Below are 25,927 nucleotides of genomic sequence, written 5' to 3' on the forward strand. Positions count from 1 at the left end.
CAATGAGGATCCGTCATGAAACGACGCAATCGTTATTCCCTGAGATTCGCCCTTCTGGTTTGTGCGGCCCTCGTCACGACATTTGCCTTGGCGGCTCCCGTACCCACCAGCGAGCTTGTACAGGCATTGCAGTGGCGCAGCGTTGGGCCCTACGTGGGCGGGCGCTCGATTGCGGTGGCGGGAATAGCCAACGAACCGAACCACTTCTACATGGGCACCACTGACGGAGGGGTCTGGGAAACCCACGATTACGGCCAGGGCTGGAAGAACATTTCGGACGGCCATTTCACCAACAATGTGATCGGCGCGATCGCGGTGGCGCCATCGGATCCAAAGATCATCTATGTCGGCACCGGTGAATCGGACATCCGCAATACCTTCCTGACCGGGGAGGGCATGTACAAGTCGGTGGATGGCGGCAAGAGCTGGCAGCACGTCGGGCTGGATGCCACCCACACCATCAGTTGGATCCTCATCGACCCAAAGGACCCCGATGTGGTCTATGCCGCTTCGCTCGGCCACGTGTGGGGGCCAAATCCCGAGCGTGGGGTGTTCAAGACCACCGACGGCGGCAAGACCTGGAACAAGGTGCTCTACATCAACGACCAGACGGGCGTGGTCACCATGGCCATGGACCCGTCTGACCCCAACACGCTGTATGCGACAGCGTGGCAGGCATCCCGTGCGGCCTGGACGTTCTCCAGCGGCGGACCAGGCAGCGGCATCTACAAGAGCACTGATGGCGGCGCGCACTGGACCAACATCACGCACAACCCGGGCTTGCCCGCCGGCATCATCGGCAAAGCCGGGATCGCGGTGGCACCCAGTGATCCCAACGTCGTCTACACCCTGATCCAGGCGAACTACCAGGGTCACTTTGGCGCCTTGTTCCGCTCCAACGATGCCGGCAAGACCTGGGCGTTCGTCAACGGCGACGACGAACTCACCCAGCGCGCGTTCTACTACATGCGCGTCTACGTCGACCCCAAGGACGCCAACACGATCTACCTGCCGAACGTGAACCTGTACGTGTCCCACGACGGTGGCAAGTCGCTCAAGCAACTGCACCCGCCGCACGGCGACAACCATGGTTTGTGGATCAATCCGAACGACACCCGACTGTTCATTGAATCCAATGACCAGGGAGCCACGGTGTCCCGCGATGGCGGCGCGACCTGGAGTTCGCAGACCAACCAACCCACGTCGCAGCTCTACCACGTGAATGTGGACGACCAGTTCCCGTTCAACATCTATGTCGCGCAGCAGGACAACCGGGCTTGGGTCGGTCCGAGTGCGGTCGCCAGCGGCAAGATCCCTCCGGTGTGGGATCGCGCGGCCGGCGGCGAGAACAGTTGGGTGGTACCGCAACCCGACAAGCACTGGATCACGTTCGGCAATGGCTATTTCACGCTCATGGACAGTCTGGATAGTCGGCGCGGGATCGACCGCAGCATCGATCCGTCACCGATCTATTACAACGGCGCGCCTGCCTCCGAGATGGAATATCGCGGCGGCTGGATCCGGCATCCGAACGTGTTCCTGCACGATGCGCCGAACACCTTGTTGACCGGCACCCAATACGTACTCAAGAGCACGGATTCCGGGCATACCTGGACGCGCATCAGCCCAGACCTGACGCGCAACGACAAGAGCAAGCAGACGCTCCCCGGCGGCCCCATCAGCCACGATATATCCGGGGCCGAGCTCTTCGATACCGTCTCGGCATTGAGTGTGTCGCCCAAGACCGATGAGGTGATCTGGGCCGGATCCGACGATGGTCTGGTGCATGTCACCCGTGACGGGGGTGCGCATTGGGACAACGTGACCCCGCAGGGCCTGCCGACCTGGATCACGATCACCGACATCGATGCATCGCATGCCGATGCCGGCACCGCCTACGTGGTCGCCAGTCGCTACATGTGGGACGATTTCAAGCCGTACGCGTACAGGACCACGGATTACGGCAAGCACTGGCAGCCGATCACCGAAGGCGTGCCAGGCGATCAGTACCTGGAAACTATCCGCGAGGATCCGAACCACCCAAGCCTGTTGTTCCTCGGCAGCAGCAAGACGGTTTACCTGAGCCTGGATGCTGGCGCGCATTGGCAGTCATTTGCGCTCAACCTGCCGCCCGTCGTGGTCCGCAGCATTGCCATCCAGGGCCCGCAGAATGCAGTGGTGATCGCCACCCACGGCCGCGGCGCGTGGGTCCTGGACAACCTGGCGTTCGTGGAACAACTGGACAGTGCCAAGGTGGCATCCGACCAGGCCTATCTGTTTGCACCCCAACAGTCGTGGCTGGTCAAGCGCAGCGCAGGTTTTGGGTTTGGCGGCGGCAGTGTGGGTGGCGAGAATCGGCCGGCCGTGGCCGACGTGTTCTATTACCTGCCGCAGTCCTACCAGGCAGGTACCCCGGCCAAACTCACCTTCACTGCGGCGGACGGCACGGTCGTGCGCAGTTATGACCTGCCATACAAGGAAGTGTTGCCACGTGGCTTGAGTGACGGCAAAAACGAGCCGCCAACCCCACTGCACGCGGGGATGAATCATTTTGCCTGGGATTTCCGCCATGCGCCTGCGCGTTACGTGGACGGCTTCTTCGTCACCGAACATGGCGTCGACAAGATCGTGGGGCCAACGATCGCGCCGGGAACCTATGCGGTGACGTTGACCTATGGCGACACCGTCATATCCAGGCAACCGTTCGAGGTCAAGCTCGATCCGCGTCTCGATACCACGCAGGCGCAGATGCAGGCCCGGCTCGACCTGGCGATGCAGATCAACCAGGCTATCGATAGCCTCAACGCCCGGCTCAATGAAGCCTTGGCCGCGCGCACCCGCCTGCAACGGGCCGTGACTGCGGGACATCTCTCCGCCAGCCGGGCCAAGTCGACTGCGACCGCACTCGATCGCGATATCGCCGAGATGGTCAACCTGGACATCCAGTCCAGCGAGGGCGATCTGGTGGTGGAAACGCGAGTGACCGAGCGCCTGGCCATGCTTGGCCTGGAAGTCGACCGCAGCTTTACGCCGCTGCGGCCGGTGAACCAGGAGGGCTTTGCGACCCTGGCCGCGGCAGCGGAAACCGGCAAGGCGAAGCTGCAAAAGGACATCGACGCGGTCAACCAGGTGATTGGCTCAACCGCACGCTAGGTATCCCGCTGCCAGAGGCCAGCCACGCCTGCGCCCTGGCAGCAATTTTGATTGGTTGGAGACCCCTTGGGGGCAGGAGAACGACATGGTGGCGGCCTATGAAGGCGTGGTGGACATCGACAAATATCCTGTCCATGACCTGGACGGCGCACGCGGCCGCGAGCTCGTGGCCTGGTGCCGCGCCCAGCTTGCCCTGGACGGCTGCTGCACACTGGCCGGCTTCCTCCTGCCGGAGGCGATTGCCGACATGGTGCGCATCTCCGGCGAGGTGGCCGCCAAGGCCTGGGTGACCGACCGGCCGCACAACATCTACTTCACGCCACCGGCCAAGGACCTGCCGGCAACCGACCCGCGGGCACATCTCGAGCGTTCGGCAAAACACGGCATTGCCTACGACTACATTCCGGCCGACGCGCCGATGCGGCGCCTGTATGAGTCGCCCGAGCTCACCCGGTTCGTGGCGGCGGCGCTGGGCAAGGACGTGCTCTATCGCAGCGCCGATCCGCTGGACGCGTTCCAGATCACCCGCTTCTATCCTGGCGAGGAACTCGGCTGGCACTTCGACAACAGCGAGTTCTCCGTCACCGTGATGTACCAGTTGCCCGAGGCCGGCGGCGAGTTTGAATACGTTCCCGCGCTGCGCTCCGATGCGGACCCGAACTACGCGGGCATCACCGAGGTACTTCAGGGGCGCGCGCGCGGAGTGGTGAAGGAGCAAGCCTCGGCACCGGGGACGTTCGCCCTGTTCCACGGACACAACGCCATGCACCGGGTCAAGCTGGTGAAGGGCACGCGGCCGCGCATCAATTCGGTCCTGACCTATGGGGAACGTCCGGGCATGAAGCTCAGCCCACTGACCTCCGAGCTGTTCTATGGCCGGGTTTCGTAATGGCGGCGGAGCGGGGTTGTCGTGGGCGACAGTGCCGGGCAACGATGGAGCTCGGTCACCATCATGAGGGAGCGTCCATGCCGTCGCCCGGCGGCGTGGATTTCCTTGACCGGCCGCGCTCGGCTTGAGCGCGGTTTCCTGGCAAGACGTTGGGGAGAATAGGCATGCAGAGCTTTAGAACGGGGATCCGCGCGGCAGTGGCGGCCTTGGCCATCGGCGTTGGCACGCTGATGCTGGCGGCCTGTTCCCGGCAACAGGCCGAGCAGGAGACGGGACCGGTGCCGACCCCGGCATCGATACTGGGGCATACCCCGGGCGACGACTACTACCTGGCCGACTACGAAGAATCGGTCAAGTATTTCCATGCCCTGGCCAAGGCCTCCAACCGCATCAAGATGGTTACGGCAGGCAAGTCGAGCGAGGGACGGACCTTCGAGTACGCGATCATTTCCAGCCCCGGGAACCTGGCCAAATTCGACCAGTACGTCGATGCCTCCAAGAAGCTCGCCGATGGACGTCAACTGACCGAAGCGCAGGCTCGGCATCTGGCGCGGACCTCGAAGATCATCGTGCACATCGACGGCGGCCTGCACGCGGCCGAACTCGCCGACCATCAGCTGCCGCCACTGCTGGCGTACAAGCTGTTGTCGGAGCCGAATGATCCGGAAGTTGCCAAGATCATGGACAACGTGATCCTGATCCTGTGGCCCACGCTCAACCCGGATGGCATGGACATGCAAGTGCATTGGTACCGCGACCAACTGCAGCGGCGTGGCAAGGACGAGGCCATTCCCACCACCATCATCGATGAGCCGATGCCGTACGTGTATCAGAAGTACGTCAGCCACGACAACAACCGCGATGGCTACATGCTCAACATGATCGAGAGCCAGGTCGTCATCGCCGAACAACAGAAGAATTCCCCGGCCATCTGGTACACCCATCACCAGCCCGGAGCCCAGCAGTACCCGCCGCGTATCTGGGTGCCGCCATTCTCCGACCCGATCTCCGCCAATATCGATCCGCTGGTGCGCATGTGGACCACCAATCTCGGCATCGACATGCTCACCCGCTTCGGTGAGGAGGGGAAGACGGGTGCGTTGGCCCAGAATGACTATGACAACTGGTATCCCGGCTACCTCGACTACATCGCCGAGTTCCGCCACACGCCGGCCTACTTCACCGAGACCACGCACAACACGCCAACGCCCATCGACTATCGTGCCGATACGTTTCCACGCGAATGGAGCGACCTGAAGCCGCTGATCTTCTACTCCATGCCCTGGCAGGGTGGGGTCTGGCGCTTCCGCGATACCGAGAACTACATGTTGACGGCATCCATGTCGACGCTGATGACCGCGGTGAACAAGCGCGAGTCCATCCTGTATGACCGTTACCTGGCGGCAACCAACACGGCCAAGCGCTACGTCGGGCAAGGCCTGTACGCCTACGTGATCCCGGCGGGCCAGCGCGATCCGCAAAGCGCGGCGCTGCTTGCGCAGAAGCTGATCCTGCAAGGCGTCGAGGTCTACCAGAACAAGTCCGCGCTGACCCTGGGCGACACGCAGGTTCCGGCAGGCTCCTGGGTGGTGCGCATGGACCAGCCGTTTGCCGGCCTGGTCGAGGAGCTCTTCGGCTTGCAGCAGTACCCGCACGCGTTCCTGGACAAGGACGGCTTGCCGAAGAAGCTGCCGTATGACGTGACCGGCTGGACGCTGCCGCTGCAGTTCGGGGTCGACACCGTCGCGATCAAGGCGCCGCTGCCTGCCGACATCGGCACCGCCCTGACCCGGGTCGCCGAGGCGAAGATTGAAGGCGGCCTGCATGGAACTGGCGCGGCCTACGCGATCAGCCACGCCAGCAATGCCAGCTACAAGGTGGCAAACGCGGTGTTGCAGGCCAAGGGCCAGGTGGCGTTCGTCGATGGCGCGGCCGGACAGCAGGCATCGATGGTCCTGCGCGGCGTCGATGACAAGACGCTCGGCGACATCCTTGCCCGCGAGGGCGTCAACGCCACCCCGGTGGCTGGCGACCAGGCCCCGGGCGGCCAGGTGCGCATGGCCCGCGTCGGCAACTACCGGCCGTGGGGCCAGGACGAGGCCGCCATGGACGCCGGCTGGACCCAATGGCTGCTGGAGCAGTATGGCTTCCAGCCGCAGGAGCTGTACAACGCCGACATCCGCGCCGGCGACCTGCACAGCAAGCTCGATGTGATCGTGCTGCCGGACATGGCCGGGCGTGGGCAGCAACCCACGCAGCGCCTGGTGGATGGCCCGTACAAGCCAGGCTCGATGCCGGAGAAATATTCCGGCGGCATCGATGCCGAGGGCGTCGCGGCCTTGAAAGCCTTCGTCAACGACGGCGGCACCCTGGTCGCGATGGACCACTCGGCAAACGCGATCATCGACTTGTTCGGCTTGCCCGTGGGCAATGCCCTGGCCGGCCTGGCCGACACCGAGTTCTACTGCGCCGGCGCGCTGTTTGCCGTCGACCTCGGCCAGGCCTCGCCGCTCACCGCGGGCGTCAAGGCGCGACCGTCGGTCATGTTCTTCAACAGCCCGGCGTTCACCGTCAAGCCTGGCTTCCAGGGCAAGGTGCTGGCGTCCTATCCCAAGACTGGCAGCGCGCTGCAAAGCGGCTTTGCCTTGCATCCGGAACGCCTGCAAGGCCTGGCGGCCGCGCTGGAAGTTTCCTATGGCAAGGGCAGGGTGATCCTGTACGGGTTTGCACCGCAGTTCCGCGGTCAGTCACAGGGCACGTTCAAGCTGTTGTTCAATGCCCTGTACCTGCATTGAGGAGCATTGCCGGGATCGCGGCCGGAGCCCGACTCCGGCCGCGTCATCATGGTTTCAGCGGGCGATGGGACGGAAATGGGCCACCAGGTCGTACGAATTGCCCAGGAACATCTGTTCCACATAGGTAATGGGTGTCTTGCCGAGCCAGGTGCGCCGCGCGATCAGCAGGCTGGCCGTGCCGACGCGCACTCCAAGGCGCGCCGCCGCGGCGCGGCCCAAGTTGATCGCCCGGATGTGGTGTTCGGCGCGGCTCCAGGGGATGTTCTGCAGCAGCCACGTACCGGGCGCCTGGTCCGTGAAGGGCTCCTCGAGCGCCACCGGCACGGCCACGGGGTTGATGACGCGGTTCTCCAGCGCAAACGGCTTGTCGTCCGCCAGGTGCAGGCATTCGACGGCAATCAAGCTGCCCTTGGGGGCAAGTTCGAGCTCGTGCGGGATCGCCTTGGCCGGCTTGCGTACGTGGCGCCCGAGCAAGCGGTAGCTGTAGACGTGCCCACGCAAGGCAACATCGACGGGAATGTGCGGAATGTCCAGCGCGACCGACTCGATCGTGCTGCTCGGCTTGCGCACGAACGAGCCTACGCGCCGCCGCCGCTCGATGAGGCCTTTCTCGGCCAGCAGGGACAGCACCCGGTTCACGGTCATGCGCGAACACTGGTATTGCGCCATCAACTCGTGCTCGAACGGGATGCGGTAGCCGGGCGGCCATTTGCCGCTGGCAATGTTGCGCTCCAGGTCGCTGCGTATCGTCTGTCCCAGACTTTGCGGATGCCGGGCCTTCACCATGATTTGCTTCCTGCGTTCAAGCTCGGGACGCCCCTGTTCGGGTGGACGACGCGGGCGAGGCAGCCGCCCGACGACCTGCCGCCGGTTGCTGGCTTGCGCGTCGCCGATGCCGGACGGACGCCATTATGCCGGGCCGTCGCGTGTGATGGTTTGTGGTCGCGGCATGGTACTCCGGTTTGCCCGCGAGCTGCCGCGGTCGTGGCAGGCCGGCGAGCGATGCCCGGCCGCGCAGCAGCAAGCCTTGGGGAGTGTGTCACTGCCGCACCATAGCCGCCCTGCCGGCTTGCCGACGACATTTATTGTATAGACAAAAGAGCCCCGTTGGATTATCTTCCGCAGTGCGCCAACCCGCCGCGCCGACGCGGCCCACAGTGTGATGCAGGTCGCGGTGACGAGGTCGCTGGCGGGCCGCGGCAGACGCCCGTGATGGCGCACGACCAGCCATCAAGGAAGCAACGGTTCATGATGGGTGCACGGGTCGGATGATCCAGCCGAAGGAGCCAAGGTGCAATGAGTGACGCAATTGTTCTGGATGGCAGCAGCCTGACTCGCGCGCAGTTGGTAGCGGTCGCACGTGGCGGCGCCAAGGTGATGCTCGATGCCGGTGGCTTGCAGCAAGTACAGCGCGCCGCGGACTTCCTCGCGACGAAGGTCGATTGCGGTGAACCCACCTACGGCGTAACCACCGGTTTTGGCAGCAACGCGGACAAGCTCCTCGGCAACCATCGCGTGCGCGACGACCTGGGCGGCAGCCGTGCGCCGGACGCGTTCCAGGGCAGCCTGATGGAAGAGCTGCAGCACAACCTCATCATCACCCATGCCGTGTGCGTGGGCGAACCCATGCACGCCGACGTCGTGCGCGCGATGCTCACGATCCGCATCAACACCCTGATGCGCGGGCACTCGGGTATCCGCGTGGGCACGCTGCAGGCCTTGGCTGCCATGCTCAACGCCGGCGTCGTGCCCGTGGTGCCGGAAAAGGGTTCCGTGGGTGCCAGCGGGGATCTCGCGCCCCTGTCGCATCTGGCGATCGTGCTGCTGGGCCAAGGCGAGGCGTTCTATGCCGGCGAGCGGCTGCCGGGCGCCGAAGCGCTGCGCCGCGCAGGCCTGGCGCCAGTGCATCTGTCCTTCAAGGAAGGCCTCGCGCTCAACAACGGCACGGCGCAGATGCTCGCCATGGCGGTGCTGGCGCTGGATGCGGTGGAACGCCTGTTGGATACGGCGGACCAGGCGGCGGCGATGACGCTGGACGCGTTTGCCGGCCGCAGCGGCGCGCTGCGTGCCGACGTCCACGCCTTGCGTCCGCATCCGGGGCAGGTGGCTGCGGCAGCCCACGTCCGTGAACTCCTGGCCGGTTCCACCTTGATGGACATTCCCTATCACCTGGTACCGCGGTTCCAGAAATGGAGCGCGCGGGCCTGGCGCGAGACCGACGACCAGGCGCTCGGCTTCGACATCCGCTGGGACTGGGTGCCGGCGGGCGAGCGCCAGGGCAGGGAGGCGTTTTATCGTCGCTTCCTGCCGTTCAAGGGTGGCAAGAAGGTGCAGCCGCAGGACGCCTACAGCTTGCGCTGCATGCCGCAGGTGCATGGTGCGGTGCGCGATGCGTGGGCCCAGGCTTGCCGCGTCATCGACGTCGAGTTGAACGCGGTCACCGACAACCCGCTGGTGTTCCCGGAGAACGCCGGCGCGCCAAACATCGAGGAGCAGGTGATCTCCGCCGGGCACTTCCACGGCATGCCGCTGGCCTTGGTGCTGGCTTACCTCAAGGCGTCCATTCCCGTCCTGGCGTCGATTTCCGAGCGGCGCTTGAACAAGCTGGTGGATCCGGCAACCAACGATGGCTTGCCCGCGTTCCTCACCGGCAACGAGGACGCCACCGATTCGGGCTTCATGATCATCCAATACACTGCCGCGGCGCTGGTCAACGACCTGGCGACGCGCGCGCATCCGGCTTGCGTGTATTCCATCCCGACCAGCGCAAATGCCGAGGACCATGTCTCCATGGGCGCGAACGAGGCGCGCCAAGTGCTGGACATGACGGCTGACTTGGGCCGAGTGCTCGCGCTCGAGCTCTTCACCGCTGCGCAGGCACTGGATTGCCGCAAGGCCATGCTGGATGCGGCACAGCGGCTGGCCCGGCGCGGTGGTTGGCAGGCGCTCGCGGCGAAGGTGGCGAACGCTCCGCGCGAAGGCGACGCCGATTACGCGCAGTTCGTGGGTGACGTGCAGCAACTGGCCAAGGCCCTGGTCGACGCAGGCGAATTCCACGCTGGCGCCGGGGTGCGCCATGCGCATGCGGTGGTGCGTGACAAGATTGCCTACCTGCATCGCGATCGCGCGCTCGATGGCGATGTCCGCGCCGCCTGTGCGTTGGTTGCCGATGATGCCTTCCGGGCCTGAGGGCGCGCCGCCTGGCCCGATCGACGGCTGCTCACCGGAAATCCGGCAATACGATACCGAGACTTTGTGATTGGAGATTCCCATGGACACACCAACCCGCAACGACCCGACCCGGGTCGTCCATCCGCCGCGTGGCAGCCAGCTCAGCTGCAAGAACTGGCTGATCGAGGCGCCCTACCGCATGATCCAGCACAACCTCGATCCCGAGGTCGCCGAAAATCCGGCCGAGCTCGTCGTGTACGGCGGTATCGGCCGCGCGGCGCGCAACTGGGAATGCTTCGACGCGATCCTGAAAAGCCTGCGCGAGTTGAACCCGGACGAGACGCTGCTGGTGCAGTCCGGCAAGCCGGTCGGCGTCTTCAAGACCACGACCGACGCGCCACGCGTCTTGATTGCCAATTCCAACCTGGTGCCGCATTGGGCGACCTGGGAGCACTTCAACGAGCTCGACCGCAAGGGCCTCATGATGTACGGCCAGATGACTGCCGGCTCATGGATCTACATTGGCTCGCAAGGCATCATCCAGGGCACCTACGAAACGATTGCCGAGATGGGCCGGCAGAGTTACGGCGGCAATCTCAAGGGCAAGTGGGTTCTCACCGCAGGCCTCGGCGGCATGGGTGGAGCACAGCCCCTGGCCACGGTGATGGCCGGCGCCTGCATGCTGGCGATTGAATGCCAGCAGTCGCGCATCGACTTCCGCCTGAAGACCGGCTACGTGGATGAGCAGGCGACCGACCTCGACGACGCGCTGGCGCGCATCACCAAGTACACCAAGGCGGGCGAGGCGAAATCGGTGGCCTTGCTCGGCAACGCTGCCGACGTGCTGCCTGAGCTGGTCCGGCGCGGCGTGAAACCCGACGCGGTCACCGACCAGACTTCCGCGCACGACCCGGTCAACGGTTACCTGCCGCAAGGCTGGACGGTGGAGGAGTGGTTCGAGCGGCGCCAGCGCGACCCGGAGGGTACGCGCGACGCCGCCAAGCAATCGATGAAGGTCCACGTCGAAGCCATGCTCGCGTTCCACGCGCAGGGCATCCCGACATTCGACTACGGCAACAACATCCGGCAGATGGCATTCGACGTCGGCTGCAAGGACGCGTTTGCGTTCCCCGGCTTCGTGCCGGCGTATGTGCGGCCGCTGTTCTGCCGCGGCATCGGTCCGTTCCGCTGGGTCGCGCTCTCCGGCGATCCCGAGGACATCCTGAAGACCGACGCCAAGGTCAAGGAGCTGATCCCGGACGACCAGCACCTGCACAACTGGCTGGACATGGCCGAACAGCGCATCCATTGGCAAGGCCTGCCCTCGCGTATCTGCTGGGTCGGTCTCGGCCAGCGGGACAAGCTTGGCCTCGCGTTCAACGCCATGGTGCGCAGCGGCGAACTGAAGGGACCGATTGCGATCGGCCGCGATCACCTTGATTCCGGCTCGGTCGCTTCGCCCAACCGCGAAACCGAATCCATGCGTGATGGCAGCGACGCCGTCAGCGACTGGCCGATCCTGAACGCGTTGCTCAACACCGCGAGCGGCGCGACCTGGGTGTCGTTCCATCACGGCGGCGGCGTCGGCATGGGCTATTCCCAGCACGCCGGCCTGGTCATCGTCTGCGACGGCACGCCCGAGGCCGACAAGCGCATCGCCCGCGTGTTGTGGAACGACCCGGGCACCGGCGTCATGCGCCACGCGGACGCCGGTTACGAAGACGCCATCGCCTGCGCCAAGGAGCAGGGGCTGAAGCTGCCGATGGTGTGAGACAGGGGGTCAGAGTGCGCTTTCTTTTCTTCTACGGGAGCGCTTTGGAAAGTCGACTCTGACCCCGGTTTCCGACGTGCGTGATTTACTTGATCGGCGCCATCAAGTGTTGATACGGCGTTCCCGCCCACATGACGTACGGCGCGCTCGTGTCCGGGTCTGCATTCTTCGGATAGCCGGCGTAGAACGCGTCGTCCGCACCGACAATCATGAGATGCGGGCCGGTCTTGATCCAGTGATTGCCGGCTGCCGGTTTTGCCGCGAACGGATCGGTATTGCTGGCGTCCGTACCACCCTCCAGCATGTACATCAGGCCAAGCTTTCCGGGTGGTGGCGGCTGGTGCGCCATCCACGCCTGTGCCCAGGCCATCGCGTTCTTGTCCATGCACATCGGGTCCGGCCCGGGTGTCGCCGGGCTATCTGGCATGCAGGTGAACGCATTGCTGCCCTTGCGCAGCGTGCGCATCTTTCCGGTCGCGTCCACGGCCACGATCGTGGCGTCTTTCGCGACGTGGGCTGGTGCGGCGCGCATCGCACTCGCAATCATTTGCGCGTCGCTCGGCATCGCCTTGTTCGCCGCTTGCACACTGCCCATGGCAACGAGCAGCGTCGCGGCAACCGTGAATCGATTCATCAAACGGGATGTAGACATGGCAGTCTCCTCGCAGTGACGGATGGTGGCCGACCCTGGATTCCCGGCGTGAGTCTGTGCCTCCAACGGCACCGGAACAAGTGCTACCAAAAACGGGAGCAGGTTCACCTATCCCTCGTTCGGAAGTGAATCTGGAGAGTCACGATCAGAGCCGTCTTCGCCGGGAACCCACATCACAGTTGGGGTTTGTTTACCATCCTGGCAGCGAACCCGTGTTTCAGGCCGCTGGTGGAGACATTTGCGACTTTTCGAGCGCTACCATCGCATCAGAGTGATGTCGATATTCCTTACAAAAGCCGCCAGTACGACGACCTTTTTACCCGTACGGCTCGCCGCTGCTTTGCCTGATAGACGGTACCCCGGTTTACCCATTTTTCGGCGGCTTCCTGGATCTCATGGGCGTAATGTTCACGCTCAACAACGGTAATCTCGTGGACCTGTGGAGCTTTGGGAATACGGCGCCGGTTTTTTTTGGGGCCGGCGTGGCCGGCTGGGCTTACCTGCGGACTCAAGGTCATGAGCCCGACTGACGTCGGCGGTCGCGAGGTTTTGCTCCAAAACGGGGACCGATTGCGGTAATCGTCAGCCCGGCCAGCACGTCGATGGAGTCGGTCGTCGAATGCGTGCCCGGTATCCATTTCGGATAGGGAAAGTCGACTCTGGTTCCGGTTTCCGGCGTTCGCCACGCACCTTTGACCGCCAGACGCGCACAATCCTCCCGTGTCCTCCCCAACCACGGAGCTGACCATGAACCCTTACCTCAATTTCCCCACTGGCGAGTGCAAGACTGCCTTCGATTTCTACCAGCGGGTGCTTGGCGCGAAATGCCTGTACTCCACGACCTGGGCGGAGTCGCCGATGGCCGACCAGGCGCCTGGCGGCGATGGCAGCAAGATCATGCACGCCACCTTGCAGTTCCCGGACGGATCGCTCCTGATGGGTGCGGACTGCCCGCCGCAGTACGGCTCGCCTTTCGGCGGGTTCTCACTGTCGGTCAACGCTGGGGACGTGGCGGGGGCGGAGCGTACCTTTGCCGCCCTATCCGAAGGCGGCAAGGTCACCATGTCGCTGGAGAAGACCTTCTGGGCGGAACGCTTCGGCATGTGCGTGGACCGCTTCGGCGTGAGCTGGATGGTCAACTGCGAGATGAAAGGGCCGAAGTGAAAGGCTAATCGGGCCAGAGCCACTCAAGTGCCAGTCAGTGTTGGGGAAAGGCGCCCGGGACAATTTCTTGGGGCCGGCGGTGCCTGAACCTAACACTGGCTTGCTTCGCTCTTTATCCGGGCTCATTCAGAGGCGCCGTTCGGCATCGGCCTTGCCTCTGAGCGCTCCCAACCGCCCCGGCGCCAGCGCCAGGGCCGCGTTGAAGGCAACCAGTGCTTCGCTTGCCTTGCCGGTCATTAGCAGGATCTCGCCCAATTGCTCGCGTGCGGGCACGATGGGGCCCGGCGTCAGTGGCAGCTTCTCGAGCGCGTCTTTCTCGCCGGCGGCGGCCGTCATCGCCACGACTGCGGCGGCATTTTCGCCTGCAGCGGCAAGGCGCCAGGCTTGGGCGGACTTGAGCAGCGCATCTACTTGCGCCGCCCAGTAGGCGTCGTGCGCCGCGTCCAGCGCCTCACGACAGGCCGCAAGCTGACGGATGTCCGCGTCCGCGGAGACCGGCGTCGGGGCACGCAGCTTGCCCAGGGCGCGCGCCCCCCACACTAGCGCGGCCACTTGCGGCGTGGAGTCGGGTAGGGGACTGAGCTCCGCGGCTTGCGCCCAGTCGCGGGTCTCGATCGCCATGCGCACCGGCATGGCATTGCCGGCGTAACCGGTCTTGAAACTCGTCAGCGACCTCCTGAACGCGGTCCGGAGGATGGTGTACCAGACAGCCGCAAGACCGTCATTCGATTACGCCTTGGCGGCTTCCTGGCACTCGGTGTGCGCGGCGCACTTCCAGGCGCCACCAAGCTTGACCCAGGTGGACGAGTCGACGACATCCATCTCCATCGGCTTGCCGTCCATCTCTGTCTTCTGGTGCACGCGGTAGGTGGCGATGGCGACCTCGTCGCTCGGAAACAGAACTTCCAGCCCGGAAATGTCGTAGCCAACCACCTTGTGCTTTGTATCGTTCGCCATTCGGGTGTACGCCGCATGGTCGAAAGTCATGACGCCATGTGCGCTGACCATCAATGACGGCTCGGTGAGCATGCCGGTGGCGACATCGGGCTTGCGGTCGACCATCGACTGCCAAAACGCACGCTCCAGCTTCTCTATCTCATTCGGCTGCCTGGGCTTGGCCACGGGCCGTCTCCGGTAATAGGGGGAGGAAATGCTGCGCGCGTGAAGGTCTTGGCGAAGTGAAAGGCTGCGCGCGATTGACCGCTGGGTCTGAACCAGGGGGCCAGAGTGCACTTTTCGGCGTCACGCCCATGACGTTTCCCCTGAGCACTATTTCGAACCTGGCCCGTGGTTCCCGCAGCTATTTCCGCGCGGCGATGATTTCGCCCAGATAGTCCGGCGTGCCCGGAATCCGTACGAGGTGCGGATATTGCAGGCCGCCGTGATAGTCGACGACAAAATCATGGTCGGTACCGAATCGGCGTATCCGCAGTTCGATCGGCGCGGTGCCGCCTTTGGCCGCGGTGATCGCGTCCTTGAGTGCCTGCTCGGTGTACGCGTGGCCATTCACCGCCATGAGCTGCCCGCCGCTGCCGATGCCGGCCTTGAACGCCGGGCCGTTCCAGCGCACGTCGTTGATCGTGCCGTCCCGGTTCATGGTGAGACCGATCGACCACGCGAAGTTGTAGATGTGTCGCGGCGACTGCGGACTGGCGTCGTAGGCCCGTTCGTATTCGTTTTCGGTACCCGTGTAGACGAGTTTCCAGCCCGCCGCCTCGATTTCGGTCGCCAGCGGCGGCGCGGTTGCGTACACGTTGCGGTCCAGGAACGCGCGCCAGTCGTACTTCACGACGTGGTTTAGCGTGTCGACGATGTCGTCCAGGGTGTAGGTCCTGGTGACATAGCTGCCGTTGTCCATCCCGTAGAACGCCTTGGCGAAGGTATCCAGCGATTTCTTGTCGTGCGTGAGTTCGCGGATCTTGGCATCGGCCGCGAGCCATATGAGTTGCCCGCCGCTGTAATAGTCTTCGCTCATCTGCCAGCTGCGGTAGGGCAGCAGCCGGCGGCGCGCGATGACGGCATCCTTGGTAGTGTCTTCGAGCGTGCGCCATGCCATGCCCGGCCGGTTGCGGTCGTAGTTGGCCACGACCATGGCAAGGGCGCCGCGGAATTGTTCGGGCGTCCAGACGCCGGCGCGCGCGGTGACGACAAAGCCCCAGTACTGGGTCTGGCCCTCGTACAGCCATAGCAGGGAGCCACCCTCGGGCAGGTTGAAGTTGGGCTGCCACAAATCCGCGGGTCGGCGGAACTTGCCGTCCCAGGAATGGATGTACTCGTGCGCGACGATGTCGCGGTTCGGGACATTGGCGTCCCAGTGGCTGAAGTAATCCGCGGGCCAATTGCCGCCGACCGACTGGTGGTCCTCGTGCGCCTCGGGCTCCAGCTCGGTGGACAACGCCATCAGCCAGTCGTAGTGCGCGTAGTGGTGCGCCCCGAACAAGCGGTAGGCCTGGGTGACGATGTTGCGTTGGAGCTGCACCACGTCGGGCGTGACCGCGAGGTATTCCGGCGTGTCGGCGACCAGGTCCATGTGGACCGGCACCTTGGCACCGGGATCGAGGTCGATCCGCTTGAAGTACCTCCCGGCATAGACGGGCGAGTCCACCAGCGTGTTGTACGTGGTCGGCTTGAACGTCACCGCGCCGCCCGATTGCGCTTGCGTGTCGAGCGCGGTGCCGAACTGCCAGCCGGCGGGCAGCGTGGCGCTCGCCGCCACGTCGATGCCGCGCGTGCCATACCCGGCCGGATACAGCGACAGCATGCTCCACTCGAGCTGCAGCATCTTGTCCGTCATGGTGACGAACGGGGAGCCGCCCGGACCGGACAGTGACTGGAAGTCCACGTCGATGGCCGACACGCCGGCCGGCACATTCATCTGGAACGCATACACGTCGAACTGGTTGCGCGTCCAAGGCAGGCGCGTGTCGTTGGCGCTGATGGTCAGCCCGGCCAGCATGTCGATGGAGTCGGTGGTCGCATGCGTGCCCGGGATCCATTTCGGGTAGAACAAGGTGAGCTTCCCGGGCTTGACGGGGATGACCTCGTGCACCTTGAAGATGCCCTGCGCGGTATTGGTCGCATCCACGTGGAGCTGGATCGTGCCGGGGTAGGGCAGGTCCTGCGGCGGCGGGATATGCGCGTCGGCAGCGTCTGCCAGCGCGCTGCCGGAGCCGAACGCCAGCGCGGCGATGGCAAGCAAGCCGGCCAGCGCATGGCACGAGGCCAGCGTCGAAAGGCGCGAGCAGGATAGCGACATGTCTGGCCCCGGCAGCGTAGCGACAAGGCGTGCAGGTTAATGCCCGCCCTTGAAAAGCGCCACGTGCCGCGGTTACCCCCAATTGGGCCGCACCGCGCTCTGCCAGATCCCGCACGAAAGGATGAACCCCGGCCTGTTGTTTCGGCGGTGACCTTCGCTGCTACGGGGATTGGGTTGCGGCTCGACCCGATCCGGTTCGATCCGCAGGCCGCCTCCGCAGGCGATTGCCCGGACGCAACGTCAACGGAGCAGGTAGGCAGCACGCGGATCAATGCGCTGGCGGGGGCCGATGCACGTTTTTCACGCAATTTCTGGGAACCTGACAGGCACTCACGGCCCCCTGGGGTCACGCCCGTCGGGACCTCGGCCGTTGGTGTTTGAGTGGCAGCGGCTCTCCCTTGGAAAGCAGACGCTAGTGTCGATGAAAAAAATTGCGGCGGTTCGTCGCAGACGACGACGCGATCGATCAGGAAGCGAACGACGAGTGCACCGCCTCGCGTAGCGGTTCAAAAAGCCCAACCCCCGCTTGAAACCGGCATGAACCGCCAAGATGTATGGAGTCAGGGATCCCGCCACTGAGGAGCCTTGCCGATGGACCTGCTCGCCAATGACTATCCGGATGTGATCCTGGCCGCCCGCGCGGCACCGTGCCTGACGCTGTACCAGCCAACGCATCGTCAGCACCCCGAGAACCTCCAGGATCCGATCCGCTTCGGTAACCTGGTCAAGCAACTGAACCAGTCACTGCAGAAAAAGTATCCGCAACGCGTCATTGATGCGCTGCTGGCGCCCCTCCATGCGCTGGCCGGCGACAGCAAGTTCTGGAACCACACCCTGGACGGCCTGGCGGTACTGGTGGCAGCGGATTTTTTTCGCGCATATCGACTGCAGCGGCCGGTGACTGAGCTGGCGGTGGTGGCGGACAGTTTCCACACCAAGCCGTTGCTGCGCATGATGCAGTCCGCGGACCGCTACCAGGTGCTGGGCATCAATCGTCATGAGGCGCGCCTGTTCGAGGGCAATCGCGATCTCATCGACGAGATTGAACTGGCGCCCGAGGTGCCGCGCACGCTCACCGACGTTCTGGATCGTGACGCCGAGCGCGAGCGCGCCACACGCACGCATGGACCAGTCAAGCCGCAGACGATGGGTCGCCACGGCGCCAGCGATGTCAAGCAGGATGCCATCCGCGCGGATACCGAACACTTCTTCCGCGCCGTCGACCGCGCCGTGCTCGAACATCACTCCCGGCCCACCGGGTTGCCGCTGTTGCTGGCGGCCGTCCCGGAACATCACCACCTGTTCCGCGAGGTCAGCCGCAATCCGCATCTGCTGGACACAGCTCTCGACGTCCATCCGGACGATCTGACCCCTGACGCGCTGCGCGTCAGGGCCTGGGAGCAATTGTTGCCGCACTACCTGCAGCGCCTTGCCGGCCTGGTCGATCGCTTCCACGTCGCGGTCCCTCGCGACCAGGCGACCGACGAGCTTGCCGAAGCGGCCAAGGCTGCGGTTGCCGGCCGCGTCGACACCTTGCTGCTGGAGGCGGAGCGCCATGTCGCCGGGCGCATGGATGCCGATAGCGGCGCCATCACATTTGGCGATCTGGACGCTCCGGATATGGACGACGTGTTGGACGACCTCGGCGAGCGGGTACTGGCCAGTGGCGGTGAAGTGGTCGTCGTGCCCGCCGAGCGCATGCCGACGCATACTGGCTTGGCGGCGATCTACCGCTACTGATGGCGGTGCAGCGCACGCAGCCTTCGACCTCCGACGCGAGGCACGATGTCGCGATCAGGCCGCTCTTGCCGCGAGAGCTTGGTTCGGCGTCGAGCCTGCTGGCGGTTGCCATGCGCGACAACCCATTGCATGCAAGGGCGTTTGGCACGGAGCCGTTGCGGCGCCAACAACGCCTGCAACGATTCCTTGTGCCGTTGCTGGCCCATGTGAGTGATAACGGCGAAGTGCTGGGGGCATGGACGCAAGGTGGGCTGGTCGGCGTGTTGGGTAGGCTGTCGCCGCACCGCTGCCGACCTTCAAGGATGGCAACGGTGCCTTTGCTCGCGTCGATCATGCGCGCCAATTCGCCGGCAAGCGTGTGGCGCATCCTGCGCTGGCTCATGGCCTGGAGGCGCAACGACCCGGTCGCACCGCATGTGCATATCGGCCCGCTTGGCGTATTGCCGCCGTGGCGCCGACAAGGCATCGCCCGTGCGTTGATGTCGCAGTGTTTACGACACCCTGATGCGCTGGGGACGGTCGCGTGGCTGGAGACCGATCTCGCCACCAACGTGGCGTTCTACGAAACCCTTGGCTTCGTCGTCGCCCGCCGCGAACCAGTGCTCGGCGTAGCGAACTGGTTCATGTGCCGGGAGCCGTCGGCGCACGCGGTGGCTGGTCCATAGGACGGCGGCTGGAGGAAAGCCCATGGCGCGGACACGGCCAAGCTCCGCTCTCCCTGTCAGAACGCACGGATGGCGCGGACGCGGCGCGGGAAGTCCTTGTCGTCGCCGTGGACGCGGCCGGCGTCGGCGAAGTCGATGTGGGTGGCCATGTCCGTGTCCATCTGCGAGGACGTCCAGTATTCGCAGTTGTCGACCATGCCGCCGTCACGGAAGTCGCCGACGCCGGTGGCCTTCAGCGCCCGATACATCGCCGTCAGTTCATCGCGCGAAGGCAGGAACCAGTCGCTCACGCCGTTGAAGCTGAGCGTGGCGCACAGGCGGGCGGCGCTGCCCGGCTCGTCGCAGCTTGCCAGCATCTCGCTGGTATTGTGCTTGCCGGTGCCGATGGCCGTGCCCCTGGCGCCCGCGACGTCGTGGCGAAAGCAGCCCCACTTCGCGCTCTGGCTCTGGTCGAAGGGCATGGCCTCCAGGTAGCGCCAGCCGTCGCGTGCGGCGTTGGGGTTCTTGTGGAAGATCAGACCGCCGGCCGGCCCCACGTCGCCGACTTCGTAATCCGTCATCAGCAGCCAGGTACTCATCTCGCCTGCACCGCGGTTTGCCCAGAGATGGTAGGGAATCAACGTGAGCTTGGCGGTCTTGCCGGCTGGATCGGCGGCGTGGTGCGCCACGGTGTCGATCAGCATCGCGCCACCCATGAAGCCAGCATCGAAGCGCGGGGTCAGCGGCGCGTCAGGCGCCACCACCAGATCCAGCGCCTTGCGGCCCGGCGCCTCGGGCCATTCCGCGGCATAGACGATGGGGCCGAGCGAGATGGCCGCGCGCCGCGCCGTCTCGTGCACGCGCGCGTCGGCGACGAGGCGGCGCGGCGCCACCGGCAGGTCGATGACCACGGCGTCACCGTCGTGCCAGATACGCTCGATGGCCACATAGCCCAGCCGATCTGGCTGCGCCGCCAGCGGCGCCCCGTTCACGTTGATGGTCACCGGGGCCGCGCGGTCCCTATAGCGATACAGGCTGCCCGGCGCCGGTTCGTCGCGCGCCCAGCCGGGGATACGCAAACGCAGCGCCGCCTGCAGCGGCGCGGCCGCGCCAATCTTGATCCGTGTCCGGCCACGCCACGGCATCTGGCTGTCCACCGCCAACCGGAGCGTGCCCCCGCTCACGGCGAAGCTGGCTTCGCTCGATACATAAAGATTGACGTGGATCGCGCCGGCCTGGTCCTGCGCGTAGATCATCCCCGGCATCGAGGCGAGAAAGCGCACCAGGTTCGGCGGGCAGCATTCCAGCGACGCGTGTTGCCAACGTTCGTCGCGCCCGTCGCCGGCGCTGGCCAGGCGGTTGACGTAGAAGAAGTGGTCGCCCGAATGGGACACGCCGCTCAGCAGGTTGTTGTACATGCCGCGCTCGAGCAGGTCGATGTAGCGCGCGTCGCCCGTCGCCATGAACCAGCGCTGGTTGAGGTTCTGGAACATCGCCGTGGCGCAGGTTTCGGCATAGGCCGAGAGGTTAGGCAGCACATGCGGGCGGCCAAAGCCCTCGTTGCCGGTCTGCCCTATGCCGCCGGTGACATAGACCTTGTTGGCGACCGCGTCGGTCCAGATTGCATGGGCGGCGTCGAAATAGCGCCGGTCGCCGGTGTAGACGCCGACGTCGAGCAGCGACAGCATCAGCGTGGCATCGTTCACGGCATGGCCGGCTGCCTCGCGCTGCTCGAGGACGGGCAGCCAGCTCTGCGTGTGCCGGCTGCGCCCCGGCGCATCGGCGCGCCCGCGGATATCGAGGTAATGCTTGGCGAGCGCAAGGTGGCGCGGGTCGCGCGTCACGCGATAGAGGAACGCGCAGCTCATCGACGGTCGCTCGCCGCCAGGGTAGGGTGGATCCTGCTCGCGGAATTCGCGTTTCAGCGCGGCGGCCTGGGGCAGGCACTTGTCGATCAGCCGGCGATCGCCATGGGTGAACCAGAGCGCCGCGCCAAGCTCGAATTGCCGATTTTCGCTGCCGGCGGTCGGCGCGGCCAGCATTGGCTGCAGGCAGCGCTCGATGTAATCGCGCATATGCAGATCGGGCCGTGATTTGGCGATATAGATGGCCGCCTCCAGCACGCCGCCTTCGAGCCCATCGCCGACGACACCGAGCTTGCCGATCTCGAACGGCACCGTGACTTCGGCGTTGCGCGTCACTTTGGGCGCCCAGAAGTTGTCTTTCAGCGTCACCTTCCAGAACGGCAAGGGGCGCATCGGGTAGTCATGCCCGAAGGGAAAGCTCGCGTCGGCAATGGGTGGGCTGGACACGGCCAGCGCGCTTCTTGCCGATGTCGACAAGGTCGCCAGGCCCGCGGCGACCGCCGGAACCGACTTGAGGAACGTGCGCCGCCCCATGTCTGTGGAACTCATGGCCACACCCCACTCGGGAAGCCCTGGGTAAGCGCCTTACGGTACCATCGATGCCCCGCCAGGATGCACGCGCTGCGCCGTTACAGGACCTACTATCCAGCGGCGCCAAAACGTATGGCCCGCCCACAAGGGACTCCCTACGGTCGCCAGCGGATTCCCACGCTATCGTGTGGATGGTTTTGTGCGACGATGCCGGGACGAGCGTGCTGGCGGTGCGTCAGGGGTGGACAGCCATGACGGGGGGCGGGCATGATCCCAATACTGGGGCTGCTGGTTTTGGCCGGCTATGTCATCTGGGTCTTCAACCGCCTGGTGCGGGCACGCAACCAGGTGCGTGTGGCGTGGAGCGACGTCGACGTACAGCTGCAACGACGGCATGACCTGGTACCCCTGCTGGTCGAAGCGGTGCGCGGCTACGCGCAACACGAGTCGGGGCTGCTCGAACGCGTGGCGAGCGAGCGCAGCCAGGCGCGGAGTGCGCAATCGATTGCCGCCCGTGGCGACCAGGAAACCGCCTTGGCGGCCGATCTCGCCTGCCTGATCGCGCTGGCCGAGGCCTATCCCGAGCTCAAGGCCAGTGCCAATTTCAGCCAACTGTCGAGCCAATTGGTGGAAGTGGAGGGTGCGCTGGCCCACGCGCGGCGCTTCTACAACGGCTCGGTGCGCGAATACAACACCGACATCCAGCGCTTTCCCGACCTGCTTGCAGCACACGCCACGGGATTTCGGGATGCGGACTTTTTTGCCGCTGAAGATGACGCACGCGCCGCCGCTTCGGTGCAGCTCGACCGCGGACCGGACACATGACACGCGCCCGGTCCGTACTGGCCTGGTTTCTGCTGGCCGGCCTTGCGCTGCCCGCGCCATCGCTCCGTGCCGCCGAGCGCATCCTCGATTACCACAGCGACGTTCAGGTTGCCGCCGACGGCAGCATGACGGTCGCCGAGAACATCGTGGTGGTGGCCGAGGGGGACGCAATCCGGCACGGCATCTACCGCGATTTCCCCACGGATTACCGTGACGCCCAGCACAACCGCTACCGCGTCGACTTCACGGTGCTGGACGCCAGCCTCGATGCTGCGCCCGTGGCGTGGCGCAGCGAACGCCGCGACAACGGCGTGCGCATCTATCTTGGCGATGGCAGCCAGGACGTGAGCCCCGGCCAGCATCATTACGTGATCCGCTACCGCACCACGCGCCAGCTCGGCTTCTTTGCCGACCACGACGAGCTGTACTGGAATGTCACCGGCGCGGGCTGGGACTTCCCGATTGGCGAGGCCAGCGCGACGCTGCACTTGCCGGCGAATGTGCCAGCCGCAGCATTGCGCGCGTATGGCTATACCGGCGCGGCAGGTTCGCGGGCGCAGGATTTGGCCGTCCAGCTGCTCACTGACGGGGCGCGCTACACCACGACCCATCCGCTGGGTCCGCATGAAAACCTGAGCGTGGTATTGGAATTCCCCAAACGCATCATTGCCGAGCCGGGCCGTGCCCAGAGGTTTGCCTGGCTGCTGCACGACAACCGCAGCGCGCTCGTGGGACTGCTTGGACTGCTGGTCTTGTGGCTGTATTACGGCTGGGCCTGGACCCGGTTTGGCCGCGACCCGGCGAGCCAGCCCCTGGTGGCACGCTATGATCCACCGGACGGGGACTCGGCCGCCGCCTTGCGCTACGTGCGCGACATGGGCTACGACAACCTCTGCTTTACCGCGGGCGTCTTGGACCTGGCGGCACGCGGGCGACTGTCCATAGAGCAGGACGTGGAAGGCACGTATACGCTGGTGCGTTCCACGGAAGTCGCGAACGTGCCATTGCCGCGGGACGCCAGTCGCCTGCTAGCGACGCTGTTTGCCGCCGGTGGCCGCGTCGTGCTCAAGGACACCAGCCACACCGTGATGGGCGCGGCACGCAGCGCGCACAAGGCGGCGCTGGCGCTCGACTACGAGAAAAAGTATTTCCTGACCAACCGCGGCAAGTTGTTGCCGGGGCTTGCGATCAGCCTGGTGACCTTGTTTGTGGCCGTGCGCGGTGGCTCGCCGGAAGCTTGGGGCATGCTGGTGTGGCTGTCGTTCTGGAGTCTGGCGGTGTTTGTCCTGCTCGGTATCGCGGTCACAGTGAGCCGCGGCAGCGGCTGGCGCGGCATCCTCAAAAGCCTTGGCATTTGGCTGTTCGCACTGCCGTTCGTAGCCGGCGAAATCGCTGGCCTGGTGATGTTCGGCCGCATCGTGGGGTACGCGATGCTGCCGGTGTTCGTCGTGCTGATCGGCACCAACATCGCGTTCTACCACTGGATGAAGGCGCCGACCCGGGATGGCGCGCGCCTGCTTGACGGCATCCAAGGCTTTCGCTGGTACCTCGGCGTGGCCGAAAAGCAGGAGCTGGATTCCCGCTACCGGCCCGAGTCCAAACCAGAGTTGTTTGCCGCCTACTTGCCATACGCGCTGGCGTTGGATGTCGGCAACGCGTGGGCCGACCGTTTTGCCCAGGCGCTGAGCCCGGCGCAAATGCAGGCTGCCGCCCCGAGCTGGTACCACGGTGGTCCTGTCGACTCGTTCAATGCCGCGGGCTTCAAGAGCTTTGCCAGCAGCCTCGGCTCGGGCATGTCCAATGCGATTGCCGCGTCCTCGACCGCACCAGGTTCCAGCTCGGGTCGCGGTGGGTCGTCGGGCGGTGGCGGGGGAGGCGGTGGCGGCGGCGGTTGGTAAGCTACGCTTAATGTGTGGCCAGAGGCTGCCCGCTTGCGCGTGCGCTGCTCCACTGTCGCACCCACCTCGGCCACCTGTTCGACCACGCAGACCGGAGACCCGCATGAGCCTCAAGCAACTGCCTGATTCATCCAGACCACATTTATTGAGCCTGTTGCGCATCGTCATCGCGTTCCTGTTCATGGCGCACGGCACGGCAAAGTTGTTCCAATACCCGACTGCCATGGGCCCGGTTGAATTGTTTTCGCTGCATGGCCTGGCGGCCGTGCTTGAAGCGTTTGGCGGCGGCTTGCTCTTGTTGGGACTGTTTACCCGTCCGATCGCATTCATCCTTTCCGGCATGATGGCGTTTGCCTATTTCATCGCCCATGCCCCCGGCGGCTTTTTCCCGCTCGTCAACCGCGGGGAATTGGCCGTGGTGTATTGCTTTGCGTTCCTGTATCTGGCCGCGGCAGGCGGCGGCCCCTGGAGCCTGGATGCGCTGAGGCAAAAGCGGACCCGGCCATCGCTCGGGCAAAGCCGCGGTTGAGCGCCGCGCCAGTGGGCGCCGGCCCGGATCCCTCGGATGCCGGCGAGCTGGGGTACCCCAGCGGGGGTACACGCCTTCGGCTGGCGGTAGCCGGTAAGTCATAATGCGTGACTGTCCTATCCGTTAGCGAGCTTTGCCACGCATGAATCCTCCCGCCGGCCTGCAGGCGTTGATTGACGATGGTGTGATCAACGAGGTCCTGCGCCCGCTGAAAAGTGGCAAGGAGGCGTCGGTTTACGTTGTGCGCTCGGGCACCGAGGTGCGTTGTGCCAAGGTCTACAAGAACATGGCGCAGCGCAGCTTCCAGCAGCGCGTCCAATACCAGGAAGGGCGCAAGGTACGCGGCAGCCGGCAGGCGCGCGCCATGGGCAAGGCCAGCAAGTTCGGGCGCAAGGAAGCCGAGGCCGCCTGGAAAAGTGCCGAGGTGGATGCGCTGTATCAGCTGGCGGGCGCCGGTGTGCGGGTGCCACGACCGTTTGGCTATTTCGGTGGCGTGCTGGTGATGGAGCTGGTCACCGATGCCGACGGCTGCGCGGCACCACGGCTGGGCGAGGTGGTGCTGTCGGCGCAGACGGCGCGCGAATACCATCGCTTCCTGGTCGGCCAGGTCGCGCGCATGTTGTGCGTGGGGTTGATCCACGGTGACCTGTCCGCATACAACGTGCTGGTGGCGGCCGACGGTCCGGTCATCATCGATCTGCCGCAGGTGGTCAGCGCCGCGGGCAACAATGCGGCGCGCACCATGTTGCGGCGGGACGTGGGCAACATCACGATCTGCCTGTCGCGCTTCGCGCCGGAACTGCTCGACACGCATTACGCCGAGGAGATGTGGGCATTGTTCGAGCAGGGCGACTTGCGGCCGGACAGCGAACTGACCGGCCACTTCGCCTTCGACGAAGGCGAGGTGGACATCGACAGCGTAATGCAGTCGATCATCGATGCGCGCGAAGAGGCCATTATCCGCCAGCAAGGCCGCGAGGCAGCGGCGGGCGCCTGAGCGTTCCTTTATACCTGGCGTGCCGGGTGCACTTGGATCTCCGGCCA

The 25,927-nt window shown here is 65.1% G+C and carries 18 protein-coding genes; 12 read left to right on the top strand and 6 right to left on the bottom strand.

What is annotated here, in order from left to right; genetic code table 11:
- Positions 1-15: 15 nt before the first annotated feature.
- The 3 genes from AC3WJB_RS10330 to AC3WJB_RS10340 all read left to right on the top strand — a co-directional run bounded on the left by AC3WJB_RS10330 (position 16) and on the right by AC3WJB_RS10340 (position 6,837).
- Positions 16-3,153, top strand: coding sequence for a WD40/YVTN/BNR-like repeat-containing protein (locus tag AC3WJB_RS10330; RefSeq protein ID WP_492681249.1), 3,138 nt, complete (start codon positions 16-18; stop codon positions 3,151-3,153).
- Between the two features lie 85 nt (positions 3,154-3,238).
- Entirely contained in the window at positions 3,239-4,042 is an 804-nt protein-coding gene (locus tag AC3WJB_RS10335) for a HalD/BesD family halogenase (protein ID WP_492681251.1), read from the top strand.
- Between the two features lie 164 nt (positions 4,043-4,206).
- Positions 4,207-6,837: a M14 family zinc carboxypeptidase gene (locus AC3WJB_RS10340; protein WP_492681253.1), complete on the top strand. Its 2,631-nt coding sequence runs from the start codon at positions 4,207-4,209 to the stop codon at positions 6,835-6,837.
- 54 nt (positions 6,838-6,891) lie between these two features.
- Here the strand turns inward: AC3WJB_RS10340 and hutC are convergent, their stop codons facing one another.
- Positions 6,892-7,623: a histidine utilization transcriptional repressor HutC gene (hutC, locus tag AC3WJB_RS10345; RefSeq protein ID WP_492681255.1), complete on the bottom strand. Its 732-nt coding sequence runs from the start codon at positions 7,621-7,623 to the stop codon at positions 6,892-6,894.
- A 510-nt stretch (positions 7,624-8,133) separates the two neighbouring features.
- On the opposite strand from hutC, the gene AC3WJB_RS10350 reads away from it, so the two are divergent.
- Together AC3WJB_RS10350 and hutU are read left to right on the top strand one after the other, a co-directional pair.
- Complete coding sequence (locus AC3WJB_RS10350) at positions 8,134-10,026, top strand: HAL/PAL/TAL family ammonia-lyase (protein ID WP_492681257.1); 1,893 nt, start codon at positions 8,134-8,136, stop codon at positions 10,024-10,026.
- A gap of 82 nt (positions 10,027-10,108) precedes the next feature.
- Entirely contained in the window at positions 10,109-11,779 is a 1,671-nt protein-coding gene (gene hutU, locus AC3WJB_RS10355) for a urocanate hydratase (RefSeq protein ID WP_492681259.1), read from the top strand.
- 85 nt (positions 11,780-11,864) lie between these two features.
- Here hutU and AC3WJB_RS10360 read toward each other — a convergent pair whose 3' ends face one another.
- A complete protein-coding gene (locus AC3WJB_RS10360) occupies positions 11,865-12,431 on the bottom strand; it encodes a hypothetical protein (RefSeq protein ID WP_492681261.1) in 567 nt (188 codons plus the stop codon).
- Between the two features lie 747 nt (positions 12,432-13,178).
- On the opposite strand from AC3WJB_RS10360, the gene AC3WJB_RS10365 reads away from it, so the two are divergent.
- Positions 13,179-13,595: a VOC family protein gene (locus AC3WJB_RS10365; protein WP_492681263.1), complete on the top strand. Its 417-nt coding sequence runs from the start codon at positions 13,179-13,181 to the stop codon at positions 13,593-13,595.
- 126 nt (positions 13,596-13,721) lie between these two features.
- Here AC3WJB_RS10365 and AC3WJB_RS10370 read toward each other — a convergent pair whose 3' ends face one another.
- The 3 genes from AC3WJB_RS10370 to AC3WJB_RS10380 form a co-directional block, all read right to left on the bottom strand.
- Entirely contained in the window at positions 13,722-14,216 is a 495-nt protein-coding gene (locus AC3WJB_RS10370; protein ID WP_492681265.1) for a hypothetical protein, read from the bottom strand.
- 108 nt (positions 14,217-14,324) lie between these two features.
- Positions 14,325-14,717: a nuclear transport factor 2 family protein gene (locus tag AC3WJB_RS10375; protein WP_492681267.1), complete on the bottom strand. Its 393-nt coding sequence runs from the start codon at positions 14,715-14,717 to the stop codon at positions 14,325-14,327.
- A 178-nt stretch (positions 14,718-14,895) separates the two neighbouring features.
- Positions 14,896-16,851 carry a M61 family metallopeptidase gene (locus AC3WJB_RS10380; protein WP_492681269.1) on the bottom strand — a complete coding sequence of 652 codons (1,956 nt, stop codon included), beginning with the start codon at positions 16,849-16,851 and terminating at the stop codon, positions 14,896-14,898.
- Positions 16,852-17,442: 591 nt separating this feature from the next.
- On the opposite strand from AC3WJB_RS10380, the gene AC3WJB_RS10385 reads away from it, so the two are divergent.
- Together AC3WJB_RS10385 and AC3WJB_RS10390 are read left to right on the top strand one after the other, a co-directional pair.
- The gene (locus AC3WJB_RS10385; protein WP_492681271.1) at positions 17,443-18,591 is read left to right on the top strand and encodes a baeRF3 domain-containing protein; all 1,149 of its coding nucleotides are present in this window, start codon (positions 17,443-17,445) and stop codon (positions 18,589-18,591) included.
- Between the two features lie 188 nt (positions 18,592-18,779).
- Positions 18,780-19,256: a GNAT family N-acetyltransferase gene (locus tag AC3WJB_RS10390; protein ID WP_492681273.1), complete on the top strand. Its 477-nt coding sequence runs from the start codon at positions 18,780-18,782 to the stop codon at positions 19,254-19,256.
- Positions 19,257-19,312: 56 nt separating this feature from the next.
- Here AC3WJB_RS10390 and AC3WJB_RS10395 read toward each other — a convergent pair whose 3' ends face one another.
- Complete coding sequence (locus AC3WJB_RS10395; protein ID WP_492681275.1) at positions 19,313-21,649, bottom strand: beta-L-arabinofuranosidase domain-containing protein; 2,337 nt, start codon at positions 21,647-21,649, stop codon at positions 19,313-19,315.
- A gap of 249 nt (positions 21,650-21,898) precedes the next feature.
- On the opposite strand from AC3WJB_RS10395, the gene AC3WJB_RS10400 reads away from it, so the two are divergent.
- From AC3WJB_RS10400 to AC3WJB_RS10415, 4 genes are all read left to right on the top strand, one after another.
- On the top strand, positions 21,899-22,456 hold the full coding sequence (locus AC3WJB_RS10400; RefSeq protein ID WP_492681277.1) for a LemA family protein: 558 nt from the start codon (positions 21,899-21,901) through the stop codon (positions 22,454-22,456).
- The gene (locus AC3WJB_RS10405) at positions 22,453-24,354 is read left to right on the top strand and encodes a DUF2207 domain-containing protein (protein ID WP_492681279.1); all 1,902 of its coding nucleotides are present in this window, start codon (positions 22,453-22,455) and stop codon (positions 24,352-24,354) included. Before AC3WJB_RS10400 ends, AC3WJB_RS10405 begins: the two co-directional genes overlap by 4 nt.
- A 103-nt stretch (positions 24,355-24,457) precedes the next feature.
- Positions 24,458-24,883: a DoxX family protein gene (locus tag AC3WJB_RS10410; protein ID WP_492681281.1), complete on the top strand. Its 426-nt coding sequence runs from the start codon at positions 24,458-24,460 to the stop codon at positions 24,881-24,883.
- Between the two features lie 142 nt (positions 24,884-25,025).
- On the top strand, positions 25,026-25,880 hold the full coding sequence (locus AC3WJB_RS10415; protein WP_492681283.1) for a PA4780 family RIO1-like protein kinase: 855 nt from the start codon (positions 25,026-25,028) through the stop codon (positions 25,878-25,880).
- Positions 25,881-25,927 lie beyond the last annotated feature (47 nt).

Source organism: Rhodanobacter sp. FW510-R10 (assembly GCF_058781105.1).